Genomic DNA, 23,024 nt, shown 5'->3' on the forward strand with positions numbered 1-23,024 from the left:
AAGGCGTGCACCGCACAAACTCCGACATAACCAGTAAGACACTATTATGGTTAAAAGAATGTTAGCGTCGAAACATGAAGGATTTAACGGCAGCGAAGGTTATTCTAGCTCCAGGGAAGAACTGACCGGACGAAACCGGCGGCAAACGCAGACAAAGCTTGCGCGGCGAATTCCTTCACATAAAACTCAAGTTATTGCAAGCTGCCTGTTGCCAGTCACCGTCGCCTCGACGAAACCGTCAGTCAAGGAGAGCGAGGGGAACTTGGCTCAACCGGCACTTTCCGATGCGGTCAGCATCTGTGCTGCGAGCTTTTCTGGCAGGCGGCGGGGGCGCCCCTTGGCATTGATCACGGCAATGATGACCTTCGCAGCGATCAGCAGCATATCGTCGCGCCGGATCTCCTGGGACAGCACCATCTTGGCGCCGCCAGCCTTTTCGGTAACTGTGCGGATCGTCAGCACGTCATCCATGCGCGCCGGCCCCTTGAAGTCGATCTCCATGCGATGGACGACGAAAACCAGCCCCTCTTCATCGGCATTCAAGAGTTCGCGCTGTTCCACTCCGAGACAACGCAGATAGTCGGTGCGTCCCCGCTCGAGGAAATGCAGATAGCGCGCGTGATAGACGAGCCCGGAAAAATCCGTATCCTCATAGTAGACTCGCTGCACCAGCCGGTGGCTTCCGGCTTCCAGTTCCCCAGCAATCAGAAAGGGGCTGTTCATCGTTGCCGCATCTCCTTGAATGTCCGGCATCTCTTTGGCCGAAGTTCTGCCATCAAGCAAGCTTTGAACAATTGTCATAAACTCCGACTATCCGGAATGGTGCCGGATCGCGGATCGGCGCAGAAGGAAAAATCTCATGAAAATAGCGGTTATGGGCGGCGACGGATTCATCGGTTGGCCAACCTCGCTCCATCTCTCCGACGCCGGACATGAGATCCACATCCTCGACAATCTTTCCCGCCGATGGATCGATACCGAACTCGGCGTGCAATCATTGACGCCGATGGATTCGATCCAGGAACGCACCCGCATATGGCACGCCGAAACTGGCCGCCGCATCCATTTCCACCTGATCGATCTCGCCAAGGACTATGAGCTCCTGAAGAAGTGGCTGGCCGAGCATCGCCCCGACGCCATTGTGCATTTTGCCGAGCAGCGCGCCGCCCCCTATTCGATGAAAAGCGACCGCCACAAGAACTACACGGTCAACAACAACGTCAACGCCACACATAATCTCCTTAACGCGCTGGTAGACCTCAATCTCGACGCCCACCTCGTGCATCTCGGCACCATGGGCGTCTACGGCTATTCGACGATCGGCGCAGCGATTCCAGAGGGCTACCTGCCCGTTGGCATCGATACGACGGACGGCCGTACCGTCAGCCAGGAAATCCTCTACCCCGCCAATCCCGGCTCGATCTACCACATGACGAAATGCCTCGATCAGCTGCTCTTTCAATTCTACGCCAAGAACGATGGGCTGAGGATCACCGACCTGCATCAGGGCATCGTCTGGGGCACGCATACCGAGCAAACGCGCCGGCATGAGCAGCTGATCAACCGTTTCGATTATGACGGCGACTATGGCACAGTGCTCAACCGCTTCCTCATCCAGGCGGCGATCGGCTATCCCCTGACCGTACACGGCACCGGCGGCCAGACCCGCGCCTTCATCCATATCCAGGATTCGGTCCGCTGCATCGAGCTGGCACTGAAGAACCCGCCGGCACGCGGCGCGCGCGTCGAAATCTTCAATCAGATGACGGAAACGCATCGCGTGCGCGATCTTGCCGAGATGATCGCCAGGATGAGTGGCGCTGAGGTGGTCCGCCTGCCGAACCCGCGCAAGGAAGCCCCGGAGAACGAGCTGATTGTCAAGAACGACAAGTTCCTCGATCTCGGCCTGGCGCCGATCACGCTCGAAGCCGGGCTCCTCGGCGAAATCGTCGATGTCGCCAGGAAATATGCCTACCGCGTCGATCGGTCGCGCGTCCCAGCCGTCTCGGCCTGGACCAAGGATCTCGCCGCGACGGTCAACCATGATCCCGAGGGCAAGAGGCTGAAGTCCGTATCATGATGCTTGGAAGCGAAATGCTGCAAGGCTTGCGGCCTCACAGCCGCCCTCGTGCCGGGCAGGCATTCGTGACGCTCGTCACGAATGCCGATTATGCCATGGGTGCGCTGGCGCTTGCTCGCTCGATCGTGCGCAGCGGCACGAAAGCCGACATCGTCGTGCTGCATACGGAAGGGGTCGACGAAAACGACCTCGCCCCGCTGTCAGCGCTCGACTGCCGGCTGGTGGAAGTGGAGCATCTTCCGCTTTCGGATGCCTTCAACGAGCGGCATGCCCGCGGCAATCTGCACACTGCAGCTCCCTTCACCAAGGGCCGCAAGCCCTCCTTCCACACGCCGCTCGACAATTTCTGCAAGCTCAGGCTCTGGCAGCTGATCGAATACGACACCTGCGTCTTCATCGATGCGGATGCGCTCGTGTTGAGAAACATCGACAGGCTCTTCGACTATCCGGAATTTTCGGCAGCGCCGAACGTCTACGAAAGCCTTGCCGATTTCCACCGGCTGAATTCGGGCGTCTTCGTCGCCAAGCCGTCGCTTGCGACCTTCCGGCATATGCTGGAGAGCCTCGACCGTCCCGACGTCTTCTGGCGGCGCACGGACCAGACCTTTCTCGAAGCCTTCTTCCCGGATTGGCATGGCCTGCCTGTATTCATGAACATGCTGCAATATGTCTGGTTCAGCATGCCCGCGCTCTGGGATTGGAAGAGCATCTCGATCCTGCACTACCAGTATGAAAAACCTTGGGAGGAAAACCATCCCAAGGCGGAACAGTTGAAACCGCTGATCGACCTTTGGCGCAGCTTCCATACCGGCGGAAACATGCCCGACATCGCCGCGCTCGCAAACCCGAGAGCTGCGGCATGAAGGTCCTCATCTCGGGCGGAACAGGCCTCGTCGGCCGATACATCGCCGAAGAGCTGCTGTCAGCCGGATACAAGATTGCGATCGGCGGGCGCAATCCGCCTCCATCGGGCCTCTTTTCGCAGCCCGTCTCTTTTGTCCCCTTGAGCCTTGATCCAAAAGGAAATCAGAGCGGCGCTTTCGACGATGCCTATTTCTTCGTGCACGCCGCGTTCAGCCATGCCGCCGGCAAATATCGCGGCGGCGAAGGGGATGATCCGGAAGGCTTTCGCCGCCTCAACCTCGACGGCACGGTGAAGCTTTTCGAGACGGCCAGAAAGGCCGGCATCCGGCGCTGCATCTTTCTTTCCTCGCGCGCCGTCTATGGCGATGGCATTGCCGGAGAGGAGCTGACCGAGGGGAGCACGCCGAAGCCGAACACGCTCTATGGCGAAATCAAACGTGATGCCGAGCAGGCGCTGTTCTCTCTGTCCATGCCGGGCTTTGCCACCGCGAGCCTCAGGGCAACCGGCGTTTATGGCGACCTTCGTCCCAATAAATGGGATGGCCTGTTCGGCGACTATCTAAGCGGCAAACCAATTCCTTCCCGGGCAGGAACCGAAATTCACGGCCGGGACGTCGGTCGTGCGGTTCGTCTTCTGCTGGAAACGGAAGCCGGCCGGATAGATGGTGAAGCCTTCAATCTGTCGGATATTCTGACCGACACACACGAGGTCCTTAGTCACCTCCAGAGCGCGACAGGCTGTCCGCACGCGCTGCCGCAGCCTGCGGAGCTCGGCGCGGTCTCTGTCATGGATACGGCAAAAATCGGTGCGCTTGGCTGGCAAGCTGGCGGAAAACCCTTGCTCAAGCGAACGATAGAGACACTGGCTAAATCGACGTACCCAAAGGCGGGTATCAGCGCATCAGCTTTGTCTCGTCCCAATCGAGCGCCATTAATTCCGCGTCCCTGAAGCGTGCATCGTCGGAAACGATGAACTCGTCGAGCTGCGGCGGCGCGACGCTGGTTCCGGCCAGCATGGCATGCACCTGCCCGCGATGATGCGTCTGATGCTGGAACAGATGGTTCAGCACATCGTCTGCCCTCTCCCGCTGGATGCGTCCATCGCGTTGGATATCGATGATCCGCATCGCGGTCTCCGGCGTCAGCGCCTCGCAGAACGCGACCAGCCGACGATCGACATTCGCCTGTTCCCGGCTCAACTCGTCCAGCCGATCATGGGGCTCCTCTATGTCGAAGGCCTTCAGACCCAGAGTCCCGCCCTCCAACGCATCGACATAGAACCAGTCCACCGTCAGGATATGATTGAGGGTTGCCTTGATCGACGGAAAGAAGCTGACGCGCTTGGCCTCGAATTCGCCGGACCGCAGCGCCGCACAGGCACGATGCAGCCGGACATTCGCCAATGCGTTGTTATAGGCAAGCTTGCGAAAGCTGCGAACCGGATCGAAAGCGGACATAAGCCTCCTCCTCAAGCCTTGTCGAGATCACCATCCCGCCAGACGAGATGACGGGACGTCGGCGGCAGGTTTTCGATTTCCTCGGCGATGAAATAGGGCGGGATGTCGAGCGCCACCAGCGCCTCGCGCGTCGCCCGCACCCATTTGAACTCCAGCTCATCACCGCCATCCTGGATACGATGCACGATCTTCGCGGGATCGAAAGGAAAGCCGGCTGGAATTTCCATCAGGTAATAGAGGCCCAGCTCATGCCAGTCCATCTTTTCGTAATGGAAGAAATTCTCGACCGACCAGAGCAGGCGCCCGACCGTAACCTCGACGCCAAGCTCCTCAACCATTTCCCGCCGTAACGTCTCCTCTGAGGTCTCGCCGATCTCCGCCCGACCGCCCGGAAAAGTCCAGAACGTCTCATGCACGGCGCGATGCACTAGGACATGGCCGTCGCGAAATCCGAGCCCCGCGACGCGCATCTGAAAGCGCTGAGAACCGGCATTCAATCTGATGAGCTTGCGTTTCGACATGATCCCCTATCCCACGTCGATCACGACGATTTCAGGCGGAACGCCGAGGCGGACCGGCGCAATGGAGCAGCCGAGGCCGCCGGATACGATGATATGGCGCTCCTCCTCGACGATATGGCCATAGACATACCGGTCGCCATAGCGCGAGGGCGAATAAGGCGACCAGCCGAAAATTCTTACCTGCCCGCCATGGGTGTGTCCCGACAGGGTGAGCGACACACGCTCGGGAACAGCGGGAAAGATATCGGGCTCATGGGCGAGAAGGATCACCGGCGCATCGTCGCTCACTTGCGCCATTGTGCCACCGAGATCGTCGAGGCCCTTCGTGAAGGGACGCTTCCAGCGCATGCTCCGGCGCAAGGCGAGTTGATCCTCGACGCCGGCAAGCCAGAAGCCTTGCCCGTCCTTTTCCAGACGCGCCGCGCGGTTGGAATAGACCTCTATGCCGACGGCTGCCAGTGCCCGGTGACTGAAGGTCGGTCCGTGGCCGGTTCTCTGTGCCGTGGAATCATGCCACCAGTCGTGATTGCCGATGATGGCGTGGATGCCAAGCGGCGCTTCCAGCTTTGCCAGCTCTGCCGCCCAGATGCGATGATCGACACGGTTGGTAATGAGATCGGTTCCCGATGTATAATCGCCAAGCAGCACGATGATGTCGCCACCAAGCTCATTGGCATGGGCACAGATCGATGCAATGCGCTCGGCATTCATCCACGGCTCACAGGCATGGAAATCGGCAAGCGCGACGATCCTGAGCTTGAGCCCAGGCGTCCATCCTGGTGGGGTCAGCGCGTAACGGGTAACATTCAGCCGAACAACCGGCTCGTAGCCGAGAGCATATCCGCCAAGTGCCATCAAACCAAATATGCTGCCGCCGAAAAGCTTCAGGAAGGCACGACGGCCAAGCATTCAATCGTCCTCCCGGAACAACCCGAACTGCGCGGCCTCCAGATCTTTGGGCGGCTGCATGCCAAGATGTTTCCAGGCGATCGCGGTCAAAACACGGCCGCGCGGCGTGCGCTGAATGAAGCCCTGCTGGATCATATAGGGCTCGATAATATCCTCGATCGCGTCGCGCGGCTCCGAAAGCCCGGCGGCTATGGTTTCGATGCCAACAGGGCCGCCGCCGAAATTGACCGCGATCATGTTCAGATAGCGCTTGTCGAGCTGGTCGAAGCCGACATTGTCGACGAGAAGCCGTGTCAGCGCCTCGTCGGCAATCTCGCGCGTCACCGCTTCGACCTTGGCGACCTCGGCGAAATCGCGTACGCGCCGCAGCAGTCGGCCAGCAATGCGTGGCGTACCGCGGGCACGGCGCGCGATTTCTCGCGCCCCCTCGTCGGTCATGCCGAGACCCATCAGCCTCGCACCACGCCGGACGATCAGTTCAAGTTCTTCGACCGTATAGAAACTCAGGCGCACCGGAATGCCGAAACGGTCGCGCAGCGGCGTCGTCAGCAGACCGAGACGGGTCGTCGCGGCAACAAGCGTGAACTTGGCGAGATCTATCTTTACCGAACGAGCGGCGGGACCTTCGCCAATGATGAGATCGAGCTGGAAATCCTCCATGGCCGGATAGAGGATTTCCTCGACAGCCGGATTGAGACGGTGGATTTCGTCGATGAAAAGCACGTCGCGCTCCTCGAGATTGGTGAGCAGCGCCGCAAGATCGCCCGCCTTGGCGATGACCGGGCCGGAGGTCGAGCGGAAATTGACGCCGAGCTCCTTCGCCATGATCTGCGCCAGCGTTGTCTTGCCGAGGCCGGGCGGACCGACAAACAGCACATGGTCCAGCGCCTCGCCGCGCCCCTTGGCCGCCTCGATGAAGACCTTCAGATTGGCGCGCGCTTCCGCCTGGCCGGTAAATTCGTCCAGCGATTGCGGCCTGAGCGTCGCATCGATGTCTTCGCCCCGCTTTTCCGGCGATATAAGACGTGCGGCTTCACTCATGTCAGAAGTTCCATTCCCGGTATGCGTTTTGCGGCTCCTGCGCCGAAGCTCGCTCCGTCGACTTTGCGACAATAGTCAGGATTACGGAAGGTGCAAAGCCTCACCGCGAGAGTTCCTTCAAGCCGAAACGGATCAGCTTGGCGCTATCCGCATCCTCGCCCGCCGCCTTTATAGCCGCGGCAACGGCATTGGCCGCCTGATCACGGGAGTAGCCTAGATTGGTCAGCGCCGAAACCGCATCTGCTACAGGTGCCGATGCGACTCCTTCCCCCAACTCCTGCTTGAGCTGAATGTTTGCGGCGTCACCGGCAAAAGCCGGAGCCTTGTTCTTCAGTTCCGTCACGATGCGCATGGCAACCTTCGGGCCGACACCGGGCGCCCGCGAGACGGCGGCGCGATCCTGCAAGGCGATCGCATTGGCAAGCTCGGCCGGCGTCAGCGTCGACAGCAGCGCCAGCGCCACCTTCGCGCCCACCCCCTGAACCGTCTGCACGATGTTGAACCACTCGCGTTCCAGCGCCGTCATGAAGCCGAAGAGCCGGATCTGGTCTTCGCGAACGTAGGTCTCGATGAAGAGAATGCAGGCCTCGCCGACCGAGCCGAGCTTCGAGAGTGTGCGGGCGGAACAATAGGCGACGTAGCAAACGCCGTGCACATCCACGAGCACATAGTCTTCCCCGATTTCTTCGATTGTGCCTTTCAGCTTGCCGATCATGGATGATGTCCGTCAGGGATGGGTTTCGGGGGTGATGAGGTCGAGCGAGGGAAAGTAGGAGCGATAGCCCTTGGGGTCTCGTGTCAATAGGGAATAGCCACGCACCGCAGCGTGTGCGCCGATCATAAAATCAGGAAGAATGCGCTCTCTCCCGCCGCCAGCCTGACGATAAACCCTGAAAGCCGCCGCTGCGGCAAATGCCGCTGACCACGGAAGGCTTTCACGGCGGAATTCGCTTTGCGGCAGCAGTTCATCGACTTGATCCATACCGCTGTATCGCACCGAGAATTCCGCATAGATGATGGGGTTGATAACGACTGCTCCTCGCTTGAAAGCGGAAACAATCTGCGCGCTGGACCAACCATGCCAAGCCGAACCAGGTATGGCCAAGTCAACCAACACATTCGTGTCGACGATAGTGACCATGATTACCGGTCACGAGTCATCGACATCAGTGCTTCGGCATCGATCTCCTGATCGCCGGTGCCTTCCAACCGCTTGAGAGTGGCCATAAACCGATCGAGCCGCTGCCGATCTTCGATGTCCCGCTTGCCATTCTTGGGCGAAACGACCAGCTTTCCATCCTCGACGGAAAATATGACTTCGCTGTTGAGCTCTATACCAGCCAACTCGCGCAAGTCGCGGGGGATGGTCACCTGTCCTTTGGATGTCACGCGCATTCTTACTCTCCGATCACAAAGTAAGAATTAACATTACTACAAGAACAAGTCAAGAACAAACTATCCCGCCAGCGCCGCCTGCCGTAGCCGGCTGGCGCCGCGGTTATGGGCATGGCATATGGCGATGGCGAGCGCGTCGGCGGCGTCGTTGCCCTTGAATTCGACCTTGGGCATCAGGATCTTCAGCATCACGTGGATCTGCTGCTTCTCGCCGTGGCCGACGCCGATGACGGCCTTTTTGACCGCATTCGGCGCATATTCCGACACCGGCAGACCGGCGCGGGCCGGCACCAGCATGACGACGCCGCGCGCCTGGCCAAGCTTCAGCGTCGCCACCGCATCCTTGTTGACGAAGGTCTGCTCGACCGCCGCCTCATCCGGCTTGTAGCTATGAACGATCTCGGCAAGACCGTCATGAAGCTGGCAAAGACGGGATGCCAAATCCATGTCGCCGTCCGATGTCACGGTTCCCGAGGCGACGAAGCGCAGCGAATTGCCAAGGGTGTCGATGATACCCCAGCCGGTGCGGCGCAAGCCCGGATCGATGCCGATGATGCGAATCGTATTCTGCATAAGCCAACCTATCTTTCAGGCCCGACATGTGCCAGCAAAATGTGAACAAAACAAAAACAAGGCACAGATTGCGATTGCCAGCCACGCTGAAAACATCGTGACGAAATTGCGGCGATGGGGTTTGGAATGACGAAGCGGCGCTCCTACATGTGCAAGCAACCCTCCCTTCCACCACGCAGGTTTCTTGCCATGGTCCCCTTTTCCATCCTCGATCTTTCGCCCGTTGCCGAAGGCAGCACCATCAGCCAATCCTTCGACAGTTCGAAGCGCATGGCGCAGAAGGCGGAAGAACTGGGCTACAACCGATTCTGGCTCGCAGAGCACCATGGCATGCCGGGTGTCGCCAGCGCCGCGACGTCGGTCGTCATCGGCCATGTCGGCGCGGCAACCTCGCGCATCCGCATCGGTTCAGGCGGTGTCATGCTGCCGAACCACTCACCGCTGGTCATTGCCGAGCAGTTCGGCACGCTGGAAGCACTGTTTCCCGGCCGCGTCGATCTCGGCCTCGGCCGCGCGCCGGGCACCGACATGCGCACGGCGCAGGCCCTGCGGCGCAATATAGATGCCGGCGCGCAGAGCTTCCCTCAAGATATCGTCGAACTGCAACACCTCTTCAGCCCCGCGGACGACAATCAGATCATCCTCGCCGTTCCCGGCCATGGCGCCAACATTCCTATCTGGCTGCTCGGCTCCAGCCTCTACAGCGCCCACCTCGCCGCCATGCTGGGCTTGCCCTATGCCTTCGCCTCGCATTTCGCGCCGGAAGCCCTGATGGATGCCATCGCCATCTATCGCGAGCGCTTCACGCCTTCGGCCACGCTCGACAAGCCTTATGTCATGGTCGGCGCCATGGGAGCGGTGGCCGATACGGATGAAGAAGCGCAGTATCACTTCACCTCAGCACAGCAGCAATTCGTCAATCTCCGCCGTAACGTGCGCGGCCCCTTCCCGCGCCCGCGCAGCGACATGGACGGTTTCTGGACGCCAATGGAAAAGCTAAACGTGGAAAACACGCTGCGCTATGCCGTGGTCGGCTCGCCTGAGACGGCCGAAAAGAAGATTTCGCAGTTCATCCAGGATACGGAGGCCGACGAAGTGATCATTTCGATGCCGATCCATGACATCGAAGCGCGCTTGAAGTCCGTGGAGCTGTTCGCAACGCTTCCGAGCTTCCAAAAGGTATCCTGATTCTCGGAAAAACAATTCAACCGGTGAGCCGACCCCTTTGCGCGGCTCACCGGACAATCGACGGGCTCAAGCTACGAGCCTCGTCTTCCAATGACGCCGGATGAGCATGTCGAGCGACAGCTTGCCGGCGCCGGCGACGATCAGGGCAAACATACCGCCCGCGATCGCCAGGTCCTTTTCGAAATGCAGCAATTCGTTGTGGCTGGCGAAGTTCGTGTGAAAGAGCATTGCCGTCAACAAGCAGAACAGGCCCAAGCCGAATGCCGCCAGGCGGGTCATCAGCCCGAACGCGATGGCAAAGCCGGCGGCGATCTGCAGGACGATGGTTGCGATCGCGATGGGAGTGGTGACGCCAAGCTTGGCCATGGCCTCCAACGCAGTGTCGAAATTGCTGGCAAGTTCGATACCCTCTTCCAGAAAGAGCAGCGACAAGAGGATGCGGCCGAACAGCAGCGCCATATCGGCGAAGTTGACCAGAATGACATTCTCCTCTTCGAATTCCATGGTCTTTCTCCTTCCCGTGATAAGTTCACCGAAGCTCCAATCATCCCCAGCGGCATCCCCACGACCTGATCAGATGGAATGCCGCCGGATCGGTTGCAGCTAGGTCTTAGTTGGTACTCTTAGCGGCAATCGCCTTGGTCAAATCTTCAAGCTCCTCGCATCCCGCCGGGCAGAGCTTGGTGAGTGCTGCCAGCTGCTCGCGGGCCTTGGGCATGTCGCCGGTTTCGACATAGAGTTCGCCGAGATATTCGTGTGCACCCTTGTGGTCCGGCTGCAGTTCCAGCGCCTTGGTGTAGTAGGTCAGCGACGTCTTGAAGTCGCCGGTCTTGCGCAGAGTGAAGCCCATCAGATTGTAGACATCGGCCTGCTGGTGCTCCTCGGCGATATCGCGAAGCTCGGTGAGCGCGCCGGCATAGTCCTTCGCATCGATCTTGGAGCGGACGGAGGTCAGGTCCGGCGCCTCGGTCGATTCCATATTGTCGACGGCGAAGGCGATGCCTGCCGTGGCAGCGGGCAGGATGGCGACGGCGCACAGGCCGGCGATCCCGAAAATGGCATGTCTGAACATGGTAGTTGCTCCTGTTTTTGGCCGCTCAGGCCTGGATGGTGGGGGTGAATCCGTAGGCGTTGCCGTCCTTGATGAAGGTGCCGGAGCCCGGGAATGGGAAATGCGAGCCGCAGATCCTGATCTTGTCGGCAATGACGCGATCGATCAGCCTGCGGCGGGTGGCGACGGCCATCGGGCCATCCTGGTCGTAGGCGCCTTGCCATTCCGGATGGGGGGCGAGCAGCGCCGGCACATACATGATGTCGGCCGAGACCATCAGCTGCTCGCTGCCGCCGTCGATGAGGAAGACGGAATGGCCGGGCGTATGGCCGTATGCGGCCAGCATATGCACGCCGGGCGCCACCTCGGCATTATCCTCGGCCAGCTTCCAGTTCTTCCATGTCGGGAAGACGGAGGCGATGCGCCGGCCAGCTTCCTTGCGACCCTCCGCCAACTTGTCGACGCGGCCGGGGTCGGTCCACCACTTGTATTCGGCCGCGTTGACGATCAGCTCGGCATTCGGGAAGACGGCTGCGTTCGTTCCCTTTTCCATCAGGCCCCAGACGTGGTCCGGATGGAAATGCGAGATCATGACCGTATCGATCTTCTTGTAGTCGATGCCGGCGGCCGCCATGTTGGCAGGCAGGTGCGTAGCGTTGGTCTGCCATTGCCCGACACCCGAGCCGGCATCCATCATGATCTTGCGCCCGCCGATATCGAGAACGACGACGGTCAGCGGAATGGGCATGAAATCTGTCGTCAGACCAGCCTTGGAGAGCGCTTCCTTGGTATCGTCGACGGAAGCATTTTTGATGAAGGCCGGATCGTGCGGCTTGCGCCAGATGCCGTCATAAATGGCCGTGACCTCGATCGAACCGACCTTGTATTTGTAGAAGCCGACTGCCGGCTCCAACGGTGTGGCGGCAAAGGCTTGCGGGATGAATTCGAGCTTCGACGACAGCCCGAAGACTGCCGCAGCTGCGGCCGTGCCGAGGACGGCGCGGCGGGTCATATCAAACATCGCAATATCTCCTCAGGGTTATGGCTTTTCGGGCCAGGCGGAGGTCGCAAGCGATTGCGGCCATCCACTGAGGAAGAAGATCGACGGTCATGGGTGCTTATTCCCCGTCGACCGGAGATTTCTTACAAGCCATTGAAATTCAGTGGATTATTTTAGCGACGAGAGATTGAACGGATGGGATGGCGGACATTTCGCATTCCCTCGCCTTTGATTTTTTCATCCGACGGGGAATAAAACCCGCGCAAGCGCGATCTAGCCTCTCAGGCAACATTGCAAGCGCCCTATCCGAAGCTTACAGTCGGCATAGGCGTTTTGCGGGGATCATGATGACAGACGCCCGACTTGTGAGTTCGACGACGCTCGGCGGCCAGCTCCCCCCATGGACATGGCACTCGCCGCAAAACACCGCGATCAGCAGGTTTGCGCGATTTCTGGCTCGCCTGCGTAATTTCATTGCCGAGGCGAAGCCCGGCAATCACGCCATCCAGATGGTGGTCGCTCAATCCGCTGCCGGGGCGGAGCCATTGAAGCTCGACGAGAGCATGCGCCGCTTCCAGCAAACGATCATCCCGCATTTGGACGCCGCCTATAATTTCGCGCGGTTCCTGAGCCGTGATGCCGATGCAGCCCAGGATATCGTGCAGGAAGCCTATCTGCGCGCCTATCGCGGCTTCGGCGGCTTTCGCGACGGCGATGCCCGCGCATGGACCTTCACCATCGTCCGCAACTGCTATCACGCGTGGTTGCAGGAGGGCCGGCGCAAGACCCGCTATGAGCAGCCGATGACGGACGAACGGGATTCGGATGAAGGCTCGCCCTCCCCTGATCCCGCCTCCGAGGAGGATACGCCGGAGGCAGCCTTCATCCGCAAGTCGGAAACGCAGCGGGTGCGCGAAGTCATCAACCGGTTGCCCGATGCCATGCGCGAGGTCCTGGTCCTGCGTGAACTCGAGGATCTCTCTTACAAGGAAATCGCCGAGATCATCGATGCGCCGATCGGCACCGTCATGTCGCGCCTCGCCCGCGCCCGCCGCGATTTCGGCGAAGTCTGGCGCAGCCTCGAAGGAAAAGGGGCGGCACCATGAGCGGCGCTGAAGAGAATGATCACGGTGAATGGAACGACCTGCTGCACGGCTTCATCGACGGCGAACTGGACGCAGCCACTGCCGCGCGCTTCGAGGCACATCTGGCCACCTGCCGGGACTGCGCCGGCGAGATGGAGAATGCCCTGATGGTCAAGCGTCTTTCCGCACGCGAGGGTGTGAAATGGCTCGCGCCTGATACCGTCCATGCCCGCGTGCAGGCGGCACTCACGCTGGAGCAATCCATGATGAGGCGCACAGCCGCGAGCCACACGGAGGGCCCGTGGCAGCGTGTCTGGCGGCTCGTGCGCGAATGGAGCTTCGTGCCCTCGCTTGCCGTTCTCGCCGCCAGCCTCATGCTGGTGCTGAATGTGCAGCAGCAGAGCCAGACGATCGAGGATCAGCTTCTTGCCAGCCATGTGCGCTCGATGCTCGCCGATCACCTGACCGACGTGCTGACCTCAGACCAGCACACGGTCAAACCATGGTTCAACGGCAAGATCGATTTCTCACCGCCCGTAGTCGATCTGGCAGCCCAGGGCTTCCCCTTGGTCGGCGGCAGGGTGGATTATCTCGATGGTCGGGTGGTGGCGGCGCTGATCTATCGCCGGCACGGCCATGTCATCAATCTCTTCATCTGGCCGGGCGCTGCGGGAGCTAAAACCAATGCCGAGAAGGAGGGTTATAATTTCGTCGAATGGCACGCGGATGGGCTGGTCTTTTGGGCTGTCTCCGATGTCGCCGCACCGGATCTCGCCACCTTCCGCGACGATTTTATCCGCGCGACTGCGCCATAAAGCAATTCCAGGAAAAGTGCGCAGCGGTTTTCCGCCCGGAATTGCGCAAAGAAACAACGCGATAGAGTGTTTTCGCATTTCGGAGAAAAGCGGAAATGCTCTCAAGCAAAAAAAGCCGCCCGCATTGCTGCAGCCGGCTTTTCTGAATGATCGAACGGGGTCAAGCCGAGAGCTTGGCCAGAACTTCTTCCGAAACTTCGAAATTCGAATAGACGTTCTGGACGTCGTCATCGTCTTCAAGGTTTTCGATGAGCTTCATCAGCGACTGGGCCTTTTCTTCGTCGACGGGCACGTTGTTCTGCGCGCGCCAGATCGCCTTGACGGTTTCGGCTTCGCCGAGCGTCGCTTCGAGCGCCTTGGCGACTTCGCCGAGGGATTCGAAGGCACAGATGATCACATGGCCCTCTTCATCGCTTTCGACGTCATCGGCACCGGCTTCGATCGCCGCTTCCATGACCTTGTCGGCATCGCCGGCGGAAGGCTTGTAGGTGATTTCACCGACGTGATCGAAGGAGAAGGACACCGAACCGGTTTCGCCGAGCGCACCGCCGGCCTTCGTGAAGATCGAGCGAACGTTGGACGCCGTGCGGTTGCGGTTGTCGGTCAGCGCTTCGACGATGATCGCCGTGCCGCCCGGACCGTAGCCCTCGTAGCGGATCGCGTCGTAGTTCTCAGTGTCGGCACCAGAAGCCTTCTTGATGGCACGGTCGATATTGTCCTTCGGCATCGACTGCGCCTTGGCATTCTGGATCGCCAGACGCAGGCTCGCGTTCATCGTCGGGTCGGGCAGGCCCGATTTGGCAGCGACGGTGATTTCGCGCGCCAGCTTCGAGAACATTTTCGAACGCACCGAGTCCTGACGACCCTTGCGGTGCATGATGTTTTTAAACTGTGAATGGCCAGCCATGGCACCCCTGTTCACGTCTTTTGTTGGGAATGGCCGCCTTATAAGAGCGAAGCGGCCTTCATTCAAGTAAAAAGCCGGATAATGGGGATGGAGAGCGGTCGCGATCGAGAAGGTCTCAAAGGTGATCGCGATGGTCACAGCCCCTTGAGCACATAGATCAGCGGCTTGCGCGGCAAGGTCTTCACCGACACCGTGACACTCGGTGTCGGCGCATAGGCGACGTCGAAGTCGGGACCGAACAGGGCCAGGAACTGATCGACCGGCGGACCCCAACGGTGCATGGGCAGGATGAGCGACGAGCGCAGCCTTTTGACCACGCGGCTCATGCTGTCGGCGCCCATGGTCAGGCCACCGTCGACCGGCACCATCACCACATCGAGCCGACCGATTTCGGCATATTGCTGGTCGGTAAGCTCGAAATGCAGATGCCCCAGATGGCCGATGCAGAGGCCCGCCACCTCGAAGATGAAGATCGAATTGCCGTTGGCCTCGATGCCACCGCCCCAGGAGCGAATATCGGTGACGACATTGCGGATCAACGTGTCACCGACGGTCATGCGGATCTTTGCCGGCTCTCCGGGCACGTCGCTCCATCCATGCAGCACATATTTGATCGCCGGGTCCGGCGTCAGCGTGTAGTGGCTCGGATGCGCCTTGTTCATCGTCACGACCTCAGGCGTGTAAGGTGGCGGATAAGCGCCGCTATAATCCGTGGCGATGGAAACGCCACCCGGCGTTTCGATGAAAAGCGTGGCATGGCCGAGGAAGGTGATCTTCACGTCGCCATTAACCAGGTCATTGGCAAGCGTCGGGCCGCGAGAAGAAAAGCTGGCGAATGTTGCCTTGGGCAGGGATTGCGCAATCGCCTGGCACTGGCTGGGCTGCGGACGAACCGGACTCTGCTGGGCGTCGGCCACACTCCAGCTAAGGACGATCACCAGGAAAAACACGGCAAAGACAGGAAATCGCTGTAACATGCCATCCCCCCAAGCCAGATAGTGGCCGAAGGATGCAGCACGACCCGAAACAGGTCCAGCAACATTCAGGCACGATTGCTCACAATCGCGTCATCATATGGTGATGCTGAATTATAGAGCGTGATGCGGAAAAGTGTAGGCGGATTCGGACGACATCACGCTCTGCTTCTTTGAGTCTAGAACGGATTCAGATTTTAGGTCGATTCGACCTAAAATCGTCCGACTCTAGAGCATGTCGCGGAAAAGTGTGCAGCGGTTTTGCGACGACGACATGCACAAAATCAAAGACCTAAAGCGTGAGAAGCGAATCTGAAAGATCGCGACGCGCTTTAGTGCAGCGATCAGCGCCAGAAGTCAGGAATGGTCTCCGCGAGGCGCGGTCCAAGCCGCAGCGGTGCGATCTTTTCGGCCAGGCCCGTGGCATCGGAAATCTCGACGCCGACGCCGCAGATGGTAGCTGGCCCCGAAGCCGCCTCGAAACGTCCCTTCGGCATCTTCGAGATGAAGCGGTTGAGCGGCTCTTCCTTTTCCATGCCGAGCGAGGAATCATAATCGCCGCACATGCCGGCATCCGACATATAGGCCGTGCCGCCATTCAGGATCTGCGCGTCCGCGGTCGGCACATGTGTGTGCGTGCCGACGACGAAGCTCGCGCGGCCGTCGACGAAGTGACCGAAACACTGCTTTTCGCTCGTCGCCTCCGCATGGAAATCGAAGACGATGGCATCCGCCTGCTCTTTCAGCGGGCAGGCATCGAGAATGGCTTCTGCCGACTTGAAGGGATCATCCAGCTCCGGATGCATGAAAACGCGGCCCATGATGTTGGCGACGAGGACGCGGGCGCCGTTGCGGGCGTAATAGAGGCCGGAGCCGCGGCCGGGCGTGCCGACCGGATAGTTGGCGGGGCGCAGGAACTGGTCGTGGCGCTCGCAGAAAATAACGGCTTCCTTCTGGTCCCAGACATGGTTGCCCGTCGTCACGACATCAGCGCCGGCGTTGATCGTCTCGAGGAAGATGTCCTCGGTAATGCCGAAGCCGCCGGCGGCATTCTCGCCGTTGACGATGACGAAATCGAGCTTCAGGTCGGATACGAGGCCCGGCAGGCGGTCCCACACCGCAGTCCGTCCCGTCTTGCCAACCATGTCACCCAGAAAAAGCAGCCGCATTCACTATCCAATCACTTCCGAAACGAAATTGAGTCCGCTCTCGGTCAAAATCGCGTCAAGACGGACATCATGCGGCTCAGCCGGTACTGATGGCACTTCTTGGCAATCGAATGCAATGCCGATCAGCCGCGGATTCAAGCCTTTTTGATGCAAACGCTCGATAGCGCGGTCGTAGTGGCCCGCTCCGTAGCCTATGCGATGGCCGCTTCTGTCGAAGGCCGAAAGCGGTACGAGCATGACGTCCGGGTCCAGCACCGCCGCATCAGGTCCCGGTCCGAAGGTTCCGAATCCGACCGGAACCAAGGGCGCGCCTGCGACAAGCTCGCGAAAGACGATGGTGTTGCGATCAAGAATGACAGGCACGCAAAGCCGCGCGCCGCGCTCCCGCAACCGCGCCATCAACGGCCTTATATCCACTTCGGAGCGGATCGGCAGGAAACCGGAGATGATCTCCCCTGGCCCGACATCGATTGCCTGTCCGCCATGCACCGCCATGGCGAGGGCTTTTTCGATACGATCTTCCGTTGGAATAGCGTCGCGCGCCGCGAGACGCTCGCTGCGATATCGGGCTTTCAGTTCTTTGAGGCTCATCGGATCTTCGCAAATATCTATGATATCACGAAAACATAATGAGCCGGCCGCCCGTTGCAAAGCGCGAAAACGACATCCAGCCCTAGCAGAAAGAGGTCCGCTCTTTCAGTCCTTGCGGATGATCGACAATTTTCCGTCGCCATCCACATGCGCACGAACATTTTCGTAATTTCGCAGCATCGTGTGATCGGTTTCGATCGGATGCGAATGCGTCGCGGTGATAACCACCACATCCGCACCGGCCGCCTCACCCGCCTTGACGCCGGCCAAGACGTCTTCAAACACCAGGCATTCCGATGGGCTGAGGCCGAGGCGCTGCGCGCCGAGGATATAGCCCTGCGGATCAGGCTTGCCCACTTTCACGTCTTCGGCGGTGACCATAAAGCGCGGAACCGGGATGCCGGCAGCATCCAGCCGCGCCAGCGCCAGCCGATAGGGCGACGAGGTGACGATCGCCCAGCGCTCCGGCGGCAACGATGCAAGGAAATCGACGGCGCCCGGCAGCGCAATCACACCCTCGACATCCGCAATCTCGGCTTCGGTGATCTTCAGCGCCTCTGCAATCGGATCGACGCCCGGCAGATTCAACTGGCCGATCGTATCGACGCCGCGCTTGCCGTGCATGGTCGGCATGAACTTCTCGACATCAAGACCCTGGGCGCGCGCCCAGTTGCCCCAGACACGTTCGGCAGTGGCGATCGAATTGATGATCGTGCCGTCCATGTCGAACAGGAAGCCGGAATAGGTCTTGGAGAAGGCGGAATTCGTTGCAGCGGACAAGAGCGGACCTTTCTGGATAAGACGTTGAGCGCCTGCGCGCAAACGCGGCGCTCATGATATGCCCTTCCCGACTAACGGCAGCCGTCGAAAGAAGCAAATAAATGCTGGGCAGGACGCTCGGGAAAAATCAGCTGGAGACAATGAGTAGAGAAAGACGGAGAGGGCGCGCGGCAGCAAGAGATGCCGCGCGCCATGAGCATTATTCGCCGAGGCGGCTCTTCAGACCCTTGATGATGTAGTTCGCCAGTGCCTCATAGTCGTCATCGAAATGGTGACCGCCATCCATGGCGATCACTTCGGCGCCAGTGCTCTTCAGCAACGGGCATGCGACATCCTCGTCATCGTCCTTGCCGTAGACGCATTGCACCATCTTCGGATTGATCGACTTCAGATCGTTGACGGGATCGCCGCCCTTGCCCTCGCTCGAAGCGCCTAGCCAGCCCATGACCGAAATCACATAGTCGACCTTCTGCGACAAGGACAATAGCGACATCTGGACGATCTTGTCCTTTTCGGCCTGAGGCAGGCGATTGTAGCTCGCCGGCAGCACGTCGGCGCCGAAGGAATAGCCAACCAGCACCACATGCTTGACCTTGAAGCGCTTGGTGTAGAAGTCGATGATCCGGCCGAGGTCGTTCGCAGTCTGCTGCGGATCCTTCTCGGTCCAGAAATAATGCAGGGTATCGACGCCCACGACCGGAATACCCTGATCCTGCAGATAGCTGCCGACTTCCTTGTCGATGTCGCGCCAGCCGCCGTCGCCGGAATAGACGATCGCGAGCGTATCCTCGGTCGGCGTCGTTTCCATGACATCGAGGGGCAGGCCGAGAGGCGACTTGGAGCTGTCGATCGTCTTCATCAGATCGGCGAGCGATGCCTCAAGCGTCGCATAGGTGTCTGCATTGTCCGAATCCGTGGTTTGGACTTCGGGATGGTCCTTCTGGATATCCTCGACGTGGTCGCGCCCGTCCTTCGGCGCATTGGCTGTGAACGTCACGAGGATCGGGTTCGGCAAGGCACCTTCCTGCAGGCCGAAGGACACCATGTCGCCATCGGTCTTCTTCTCGGCCGGCGTGCAAAGCTCCTGCTTCAGGCCGATGCCCGCGGTCGGATCGACAGCCAGCGTACCGGCAACCGTCGCATCCGGGGTCTGCGCGGCGATCGTCAGCGCCATGGCGCCCCCGGCACCGACGCCGGCGATGATGGGCAGCTGATAGGTGCTGTCGGCAAAGGAACGCTGCACCTGCTGGCTGAGCGACTCCAGATCCGAGACGATGTAGATGCAGCCATCATTCTGGCTGACATCGTATTTGTTGAGCGAAGCCAGGAAGGACGGATAATCGATACCGATCACGAGCGAACCGTTGGCGACCAGCTTGTCGGCAACCGCCTTTTCCTTGTCGCCCCAGCCGGCGAGATCGGAAATCAGTACGACTTCGTTCGAAACCTTGCCCTGTGGGCGCATGATGTGCGGCGCCGGGATCATACCCAGATCATATTTGGCATCGTCGGCTTCCGCCCGTGCCGGACCCGACACCAGCAGGCCCATCGACACCATACATGCGAAAGCCAATGACATTGCGTATTTCAAGATCATTTCCTCACGACCCCCTTAAGTCCGCCCCCGATGAGGAATGTGGCATCCATCAACGCGATCATTGGACTTACACCTCCCGAAACAGCCAGGTAGCGTGGCTGCCATTCGGGATGGAACTTGGATTTGAAGGCACGAAGCCCTTTGAAGTTATAGAAGCGCTCGCCATGCTCGAAGACAGTCCCACCGACCCTGTCCCAAACCGGCGCCGATTCCCGTCTCGACATGCCCGATAGCGGTGCCATGCCGAGGTTGAAACGCTGAAAGCCCTGGCCTTTGAGGTATTCGAGGATCTGCACGAACAGGAAATCCATCGAACCCTTCGGGGCATCGGGCGAAAAACGCATCAGGTCGACGGACCCCTCCTCCTTGGTCTCCGTCATCAGGATATTCGCAAAAGCGACGATATTACCATCCTTTTTCAACACGCCGATCGGCTGCGAGCACACGTAGTCCGGATCGAACGCGCCAAGCGAGAAGCTCTTTTCCTTGGCATTGTGATCGGCCAGCCATGTATCGGACACATGGGCAAGCTGATCCATGACTTCAGGTATATCTTGAGGTTCGATAACGGCAAATTCTAGTCCATCGCGCACCGCGCGGCTGGCCGTCTGCCTGAGATTGGCCCATTTACCACCCTTGAGCTCGAAATTGGCAAGATTGACCACGGCCAATTCACCGAGCTTATAGGCACGCAGGCCCGCATCGGCGCAATAGGACAGAAGTGCGGGCGAGATCTGGTAGAACACCGAGCGGCAACCCGCCGCGCGCGCAGTCTCGACGAAACGCCAGATCAGATCGGGCAGCGCCTGACGCGGACCGACTGGATCGAAAAGCGCGATCCACGAGCGGCCCTGCTTGCCGTACATGATGAAGGCATCGCCCTTTTCCGAGAACATGATGTTCTTGTCGCCCATGCGCACCAGATTGGCATCGGCCACGCCTTGCTTGCGGACGATTTCGACGGCACGCGTCACCGCATCGTCGGTCACGGGCTCCAGGCGCTTCGTCGCCGGGCGCAGAAGGCTGAAGATCGCGATCGCCGAGGACAGGATGGAAATGCCGAGGGCCGCGCGAAGCCCGCGCGGCGCCTCGTCGGCGAATTCGAATTGCCACCAGAGCTGATTGCTGTACCCGACATCGCGATAGACGAAGAACAGCACCACGATCGCGCCGATGCAGATGACGGCAATGGCCGTCAGCCATCCGGCCGTCAGCGTCTGGTTGAGCAGCGAGGCCGGCCGCTTGAATAGGCGGCGGCTGACGACGAGGCTGAAGACGAAGAAGGCCAGCAATCCGGCTTCGACGATGGCGATGGCCTTCAGCAGCGACAGGAACAGGGCAAGCAGCGCCGAAAAGCTCGATACCCACCAGGCGCCGTCCAGGCGCTGGCTGAGGCCGCGCGCAGCCACGATGATTGCCAGCCCAAGAAGGCTCGAAAGAAAATGCGCACTTTCGACCAGCGATAGCGGCAGATAGTCGGACAGCACGATCAGGTTCTGATCCGGCGTCGGCGTGACGCTCGAGAAGACCAGCATCATGCCGAGCAATAGCGCAAAGGCAGACAAGAGCTGCGGCATGACGCGGGCGCCGATGCGGCGCATGCTGGAAGCCACCGGATGATCGACGAAACGGCGCAGCTCCGCCACCGAGATCGCGGCGATCGCGATGACAAGCGGGATGACGTTGTAGATGACGCGATAAAGAACCAGCGAGCTCAGAACGGCGTCTTCATTCACGGAACTGCCGAGCCAAGCGATAATAATCGTCTCGAAAACACCGAAGCCGGCCGGAACATGGCTGAGCACGCCGAGACCGACAGCAATGGCGTAGATGGCGAAGAAGCCCGGCCAACCGATGGAGGTTTCCGGCAGCAGCACATAGAGCACGGTGGCCGAGGCTGCGATATCGAATGCGGTGACCAGGAACTGCCGCGACCATGTGCGCGAATCCGGCAGCCGGACCTCGACCGGCCCGATGCGCACCTCGCGGCCGTTGCGGCCGGCATAGACCACGAAGGCAAGCGCCGCAAGAATGGCGATGGCGATCAGCCGCAGCCACAAGCCATCGACGCCGATCAGCGGGCCGATCTCATCGGCGATGACCAGAAGCGCGATAGCACCGACGGCGGCCAGGCCGAGACCGAAGGCGAGCGTTACGAAAGCGATGACGCGGGTGATGTCGTCGGGCGACAGCCCGAGCCGGGTATAAGCACGATAGCGGATCGCGCCGGCGCTGAGCGCGCCGAAACCCGCCGTGTTGCCGACCGCATAGGCGCTGAAGGAGGTCAGCGCCACATGCGGAAACGGCAACCGCTTGCCGATATATTCGAGCGCATTCTGGTCATAGAAGATCAGGGAGGCGAAGCTCAGGCCGGTAAACAACAGCGCCAGCAGCACCGAGGAGATCTTCGTCGTCGTCAGGGCGTGGACGACGTCGTCATAGCGCACCTCGGTCGTCAGGTCGTAGATCGCATAGGCGGCGATGCAGAAGACGGCGACGGTGAGGAAAGCGACGATCAGCGCCCGGAAGCGGTTCAACAAACCGACGATACCGCCACGTTCTTCCAATTCCTCATCGGCATTTTCCAGATCGATTGGGCTCGACATGCTCTACCTGTTTATAGTGATCTTCGCCGGTTCCGACTGTTCGGGTATTTATTCAGTAATATCGACGACCCGTCTCGAGTTGCCGTATACACTTCTTTCGACAAGCCCGTTGTGACGCGCGCTCCCATCATTCTAAATTTAGGCAATTTTGGCGCAGGCCCCGTCCCGCCAGCAATGAATCTGTTATTATTTAAAGGATTTTGTCATTCACCCGGCTTTTGAGCTTATCCACACACAAAAGTGATCTTCCCATCCCATCCTGAGCGCCCTCACTACCAACGCTACTCTTCTTCCGATTGTCCGAAGCCTACTACAACGTGCGATGGATATCCATCGCACGGTATCAACCGCACTTCCGAGTGGCTGAATCCGGAAAGAGATAGGCCCGGCGCCGCAATCGGCACCGAGCCACTGACTGATA

General features: G+C 59.8%; 25 protein-coding genes. 6 read left to right on the forward strand and 19 right to left on the reverse strand.

The features are described from left to right. Positions 1–267: 267 nt before the first annotated feature. The gene (gene ybgC / locus PH562_RS10420) at positions 268–723 is read right to left on the reverse strand and encodes a tol-pal system-associated acyl-CoA thioesterase (RefSeq protein WP_069611881.1); all 456 of its coding nucleotides are present in this window, start codon (positions 721–723) and stop codon (positions 268–270) included. Positions 724–859: 136 nt separating this feature from the next. Here ybgC and PH562_RS10425 point away from each other — a divergent pair, with 136 nt between their 5' ends. The 3 genes from PH562_RS10425 to PH562_RS10435 are packed head-to-tail and all read left to right on the forward strand — an operon-like array spanning position 860 to position 3,893. Then, complete coding sequence (locus tag PH562_RS10425; RefSeq protein ID WP_285172899.1) at positions 860–2,080, forward strand: NAD-dependent epimerase/dehydratase family protein; 1,221 nt, start codon at positions 860–862, stop codon at positions 2,078–2,080. After that, the gene (locus tag PH562_RS10430; protein WP_285173040.1) at positions 2,080–2,943 is read left to right on the forward strand and encodes a glycosyltransferase; all 864 of its coding nucleotides are present in this window, start codon (positions 2,080–2,082) and stop codon (positions 2,941–2,943) included. The genes PH562_RS10425 and PH562_RS10430 overlap by 1 nt, the downstream gene beginning before the upstream one ends. Next, a complete protein-coding gene (locus tag PH562_RS10435) occupies positions 2,940–3,893 on the forward strand; it encodes an NAD-dependent epimerase/dehydratase family protein (protein ID WP_285172900.1) in 954 nt (317 codons plus the stop codon). The genes PH562_RS10430 and PH562_RS10435 overlap by 4 nt, the downstream gene beginning before the upstream one ends. Here the strand turns inward: PH562_RS10435 and PH562_RS10440 are convergent. From PH562_RS10440 to ruvC, 8 genes are all read right to left on the reverse strand, one after another. Beyond that, entirely contained in the window at positions 3,838–4,401 is a 564-nt protein-coding gene (locus tag PH562_RS10440; protein WP_285172901.1) for a DinB family protein, read from the reverse strand. The genes PH562_RS10435 and PH562_RS10440 overlap by 56 nt on opposite strands. Positions 4,402–4,412: 11 nt before the next feature. Continuing rightward, a complete protein-coding gene (locus PH562_RS10445) occupies positions 4,413–4,922 on the reverse strand; it encodes an NUDIX hydrolase (RefSeq protein ID WP_285172902.1) in 510 nt (169 codons plus the stop codon). A 6-nt stretch (positions 4,923–4,928) separates the two neighbouring features. Further along, entirely contained in the window at positions 4,929–5,831 is a 903-nt protein-coding gene (locus tag PH562_RS10450; protein ID WP_285172903.1) for a metallophosphoesterase, read from the reverse strand. Beyond that, positions 5,832–6,872, reverse strand: a complete 1,041-nt coding sequence (ruvB, locus tag PH562_RS10455) for a Holliday junction branch migration DNA helicase RuvB (protein ID WP_112335057.1) — start codon at positions 6,870–6,872, stop codon at positions 5,832–5,834. It abuts the gene before it with no gap. Positions 6,873–6,972: 100 nt separating this feature from the next. Then, positions 6,973–7,587, reverse strand: a complete 615-nt coding sequence (gene ruvA, locus PH562_RS10460; protein WP_113231693.1) for a Holliday junction branch migration protein RuvA — start codon at positions 7,585–7,587, stop codon at positions 6,973–6,975. Between the two features lie 12 nt (positions 7,588–7,599). After that, positions 7,600–8,013 (reverse strand): type II toxin-antitoxin system VapC family toxin, encoded by a 414-nt coding sequence (locus PH562_RS10465; protein WP_285172904.1) that lies wholly within the window; start codon positions 8,011–8,013, stop codon positions 7,600–7,602. A gap of 2 nt (positions 8,014–8,015) precedes the next feature. Next, on the reverse strand, positions 8,016–8,267 hold the full coding sequence (locus PH562_RS10470; RefSeq protein WP_112335060.1) for an AbrB/MazE/SpoVT family DNA-binding domain-containing protein: 252 nt from the start codon (positions 8,265–8,267) through the stop codon (positions 8,016–8,018). Positions 8,268–8,327: 60 nt separating this feature from the next. After that, positions 8,328–8,840: a crossover junction endodeoxyribonuclease RuvC gene (gene ruvC, locus PH562_RS10475; protein ID WP_113231690.1), complete on the reverse strand. Its 513-nt coding sequence runs from the start codon at positions 8,838–8,840 to the stop codon at positions 8,328–8,330. A gap of 189 nt (positions 8,841–9,029) precedes the next feature. Between ruvC and PH562_RS10480 the strand changes: the two genes are divergently transcribed. Beyond that, positions 9,030–10,028 (forward strand): LLM class flavin-dependent oxidoreductase, encoded by a 999-nt coding sequence (locus PH562_RS10480; RefSeq protein ID WP_285172905.1) that lies wholly within the window; start codon positions 9,030–9,032, stop codon positions 10,026–10,028. Between the two features lie 66 nt (positions 10,029–10,094). Here PH562_RS10480 and PH562_RS10485 read toward each other — a convergent pair whose 3' ends face one another. From PH562_RS10485 to PH562_RS10495, 3 genes are all read right to left on the reverse strand, one after another. After that, positions 10,095–10,532, reverse strand: a complete 438-nt coding sequence (locus PH562_RS10485; RefSeq protein ID WP_285172906.1) for a DoxX family protein — start codon at positions 10,530–10,532, stop codon at positions 10,095–10,097. Positions 10,533–10,638: 106 nt separating this feature from the next. After that, entirely contained in the window at positions 10,639–11,100 is a 462-nt protein-coding gene (locus tag PH562_RS10490) for a tetratricopeptide repeat protein (protein ID WP_285172907.1), read from the reverse strand. Between the two features lie 25 nt (positions 11,101–11,125). Beyond that, on the reverse strand, positions 11,126–12,100 hold the full coding sequence (locus PH562_RS10495) for an MBL fold metallo-hydrolase (RefSeq protein ID WP_285172908.1): 975 nt from the start codon (positions 12,098–12,100) through the stop codon (positions 11,126–11,128). A gap of 326 nt (positions 12,101–12,426) precedes the next feature. On the opposite strand from PH562_RS10495, the gene PH562_RS10500 reads away from it, so the two are divergent. Both PH562_RS10500 and PH562_RS10505 read left to right on the forward strand, forming a co-directional pair. Then, a complete protein-coding gene (locus PH562_RS10500) occupies positions 12,427–13,185 on the forward strand; it encodes a sigma-70 family RNA polymerase sigma factor (RefSeq protein WP_285172909.1) in 759 nt (252 codons plus the stop codon). Then, positions 13,182–13,979, forward strand: a complete 798-nt coding sequence (locus PH562_RS10505) for an anti-sigma factor family protein (RefSeq protein ID WP_285172910.1) — start codon at positions 13,182–13,184, stop codon at positions 13,977–13,979. Before PH562_RS10500 ends, PH562_RS10505 begins: the two co-directional genes overlap by 4 nt. A 160-nt stretch (positions 13,980–14,139) precedes the next feature. Here PH562_RS10505 and PH562_RS10510 read toward each other — a convergent pair whose 3' ends face one another. The 7 genes from PH562_RS10510 to mprF all read right to left on the reverse strand — a co-directional run bounded on the left by PH562_RS10510 (position 14,140) and on the right by mprF (position 22,603). Next, complete coding sequence (locus tag PH562_RS10510; protein ID WP_285172911.1) at positions 14,140–14,886, reverse strand: YebC/PmpR family DNA-binding transcriptional regulator; 747 nt, start codon at positions 14,884–14,886, stop codon at positions 14,140–14,142. 134 nt (positions 14,887–15,020) lie between these two features. Then, positions 15,021–15,863 carry an MBL fold metallo-hydrolase gene (locus PH562_RS10515; RefSeq protein WP_285172912.1) on the reverse strand — a complete coding sequence of 281 codons (843 nt, stop codon included), beginning with the start codon at positions 15,861–15,863 and terminating at the stop codon, positions 15,021–15,023. A gap of 341 nt (positions 15,864–16,204) precedes the next feature. Continuing rightward, positions 16,205–17,029 (reverse strand): TIGR00282 family metallophosphoesterase, encoded by an 825-nt coding sequence (locus PH562_RS10520; protein ID WP_285172913.1) that lies wholly within the window; start codon positions 17,027–17,029, stop codon positions 16,205–16,207. A gap of 3 nt (positions 17,030–17,032) precedes the next feature. Next, positions 17,033–17,620: a 5-formyltetrahydrofolate cyclo-ligase gene (locus PH562_RS10525; protein WP_113231681.1), complete on the reverse strand. Its 588-nt coding sequence runs from the start codon at positions 17,618–17,620 to the stop codon at positions 17,033–17,035. A gap of 105 nt (positions 17,621–17,725) precedes the next feature. Next, on the reverse strand, positions 17,726–18,400 hold the full coding sequence (locus PH562_RS10530) for an HAD family hydrolase (RefSeq protein ID WP_285172914.1): 675 nt from the start codon (positions 18,398–18,400) through the stop codon (positions 17,726–17,728). A 199-nt stretch (positions 18,401–18,599) separates the two neighbouring features. After that, a complete protein-coding gene (locus PH562_RS10535; protein ID WP_113231680.1) occupies positions 18,600–19,997 on the reverse strand; it encodes a virulence factor in 1,398 nt (465 codons plus the stop codon). Further along, positions 19,994–22,603: a bifunctional lysylphosphatidylglycerol flippase/synthetase MprF gene (gene mprF, locus PH562_RS10540; RefSeq protein ID WP_285172915.1), complete on the reverse strand. Its 2,610-nt coding sequence runs from the start codon at positions 22,601–22,603 to the stop codon at positions 19,994–19,996. The genes PH562_RS10535 and mprF overlap by 4 nt, the downstream gene beginning before the upstream one ends. Between the last annotated feature and the right edge of the window lie 421 nt (positions 22,604–23,024).

Origin of the sequence: Rhizobium centroccidentale (assembly GCF_030182565.1) — a bacterium.
Taxonomy (GTDB): domain Bacteria; phylum Pseudomonadota; class Alphaproteobacteria; order Rhizobiales; family Rhizobiaceae; genus Rhizobium.

What these genes read in the sequence shown, in the direction of transcription:
- PH562_RS10430 (WP_285173040.1), top strand. Translation starts at nt 2,080, where the DNA reads ATGCTTGGAAGCGAAATGCTGCAAGGCTTGCGGCCTCACAGCCGCCCT.
- PH562_RS10480 (WP_285172905.1), top strand. Translation starts at nt 9,030, where the DNA reads ATGGTCCCCTTTTCCATCCTCGATCTTTCGCCCGTTGCCGAAGGCAGC.
- PH562_RS10440 (WP_285172901.1), bottom strand. Translation starts at nt 4,401, where the DNA reads ATGTCCGCTTTCGATCCGGTTCGCAGCTTTCGCAAGCTTGCCTATAAC.
- PH562_RS10445 (WP_285172902.1), bottom strand. Translation starts at nt 4,922, where the DNA reads ATGTCGAAACGCAAGCTCATCAGATTGAATGCCGGTTCTCAGCGCTTT.
- PH562_RS10450 (WP_285172903.1), bottom strand. Translation starts at nt 5,831, where the DNA reads ATGCTTGGCCGTCGTGCCTTCCTGAAGCTTTTCGGCGGCAGCATATTT.
- PH562_RS10495 (WP_285172908.1), bottom strand. Translation starts at nt 12,100, where the DNA reads ATGTTTGATATGACCCGCCGCGCCGTCCTCGGCACGGCCGCAGCTGCG.
- PH562_RS10490 (WP_285172907.1), bottom strand. Translation starts at nt 11,100, where the DNA reads ATGTTCAGACATGCCATTTTCGGGATCGCCGGCCTGTGCGCCGTCGCC.
- PH562_RS10515 (WP_285172912.1), bottom strand. Translation starts at nt 15,863, where the DNA reads ATGTTACAGCGATTTCCTGTCTTTGCCGTGTTTTTCCTGGTGATCGTC.
- PH562_RS10435 (WP_285172900.1), top strand. Translation starts at nt 2,940, where the DNA reads ATGAAGGTCCTCATCTCGGGCGGAACAGGCCTCGTCGGCCGATACATC.
- PH562_RS10500 (WP_285172909.1), top strand. Translation starts at nt 12,427, where the DNA reads ATGACAGACGCCCGACTTGTGAGTTCGACGACGCTCGGCGGCCAGCTC.
- PH562_RS10485 (WP_285172906.1), bottom strand. Translation starts at nt 10,532, where the DNA reads ATGGAATTCGAAGAGGAGAATGTCATTCTGGTCAACTTCGCCGATATG.
- PH562_RS10535 (WP_113231680.1), bottom strand. Translation starts at nt 19,997, where the DNA reads ATGATCTTGAAATACGCAATGTCATTGGCTTTCGCATGTATGGTGTCG.
- PH562_RS10470 (WP_112335060.1), bottom strand. Translation starts at nt 8,267, where the DNA reads ATGCGCGTGACATCCAAAGGACAGGTGACCATCCCCCGCGACTTGCGC.
- PH562_RS10465 (WP_285172904.1), bottom strand. Translation starts at nt 8,013, where the DNA reads ATGGTCACTATCGTCGACACGAATGTGTTGGTTGACTTGGCCATACCT.
- PH562_RS10510 (WP_285172911.1), bottom strand. Translation starts at nt 14,886, where the DNA reads ATGGCTGGCCATTCACAGTTTAAAAACATCATGCACCGCAAGGGTCGT.
- ybgC (WP_069611881.1), bottom strand. Translation starts at nt 723, where the DNA reads ATGAACAGCCCCTTTCTGATTGCTGGGGAACTGGAAGCCGGAAGCCAC.
- ruvA (WP_113231693.1), bottom strand. Translation starts at nt 7,587, where the DNA reads ATGATCGGCAAGCTGAAAGGCACAATCGAAGAAATCGGGGAAGACTAT.
- PH562_RS10425 (WP_285172899.1), top strand. Translation starts at nt 860, where the DNA reads ATGAAAATAGCGGTTATGGGCGGCGACGGATTCATCGGTTGGCCAACC.
- ruvB (WP_112335057.1), bottom strand. Translation starts at nt 6,872, where the DNA reads ATGAGTGAAGCCGCACGTCTTATATCGCCGGAAAAGCGGGGCGAAGAC.
- ruvC (WP_113231690.1), bottom strand. Translation starts at nt 8,840, where the DNA reads ATGCAGAATACGATTCGCATCATCGGCATCGATCCGGGCTTGCGCCGC.
- PH562_RS10505 (WP_285172910.1), top strand. Translation starts at nt 13,182, where the DNA reads ATGAGCGGCGCTGAAGAGAATGATCACGGTGAATGGAACGACCTGCTG.
- mprF (WP_285172915.1), bottom strand. Translation starts at nt 22,603, where the DNA reads ATGTCGAGCCCAATCGATCTGGAAAATGCCGATGAGGAATTGGAAGAA.
- PH562_RS10520 (WP_285172913.1), bottom strand. Translation starts at nt 17,029, where the DNA reads ATGCGGCTGCTTTTTCTGGGTGACATGGTTGGCAAGACGGGACGGACT.
- PH562_RS10525 (WP_113231681.1), bottom strand. Translation starts at nt 17,620, where the DNA reads ATGAGCCTCAAAGAACTGAAAGCCCGATATCGCAGCGAGCGTCTCGCG.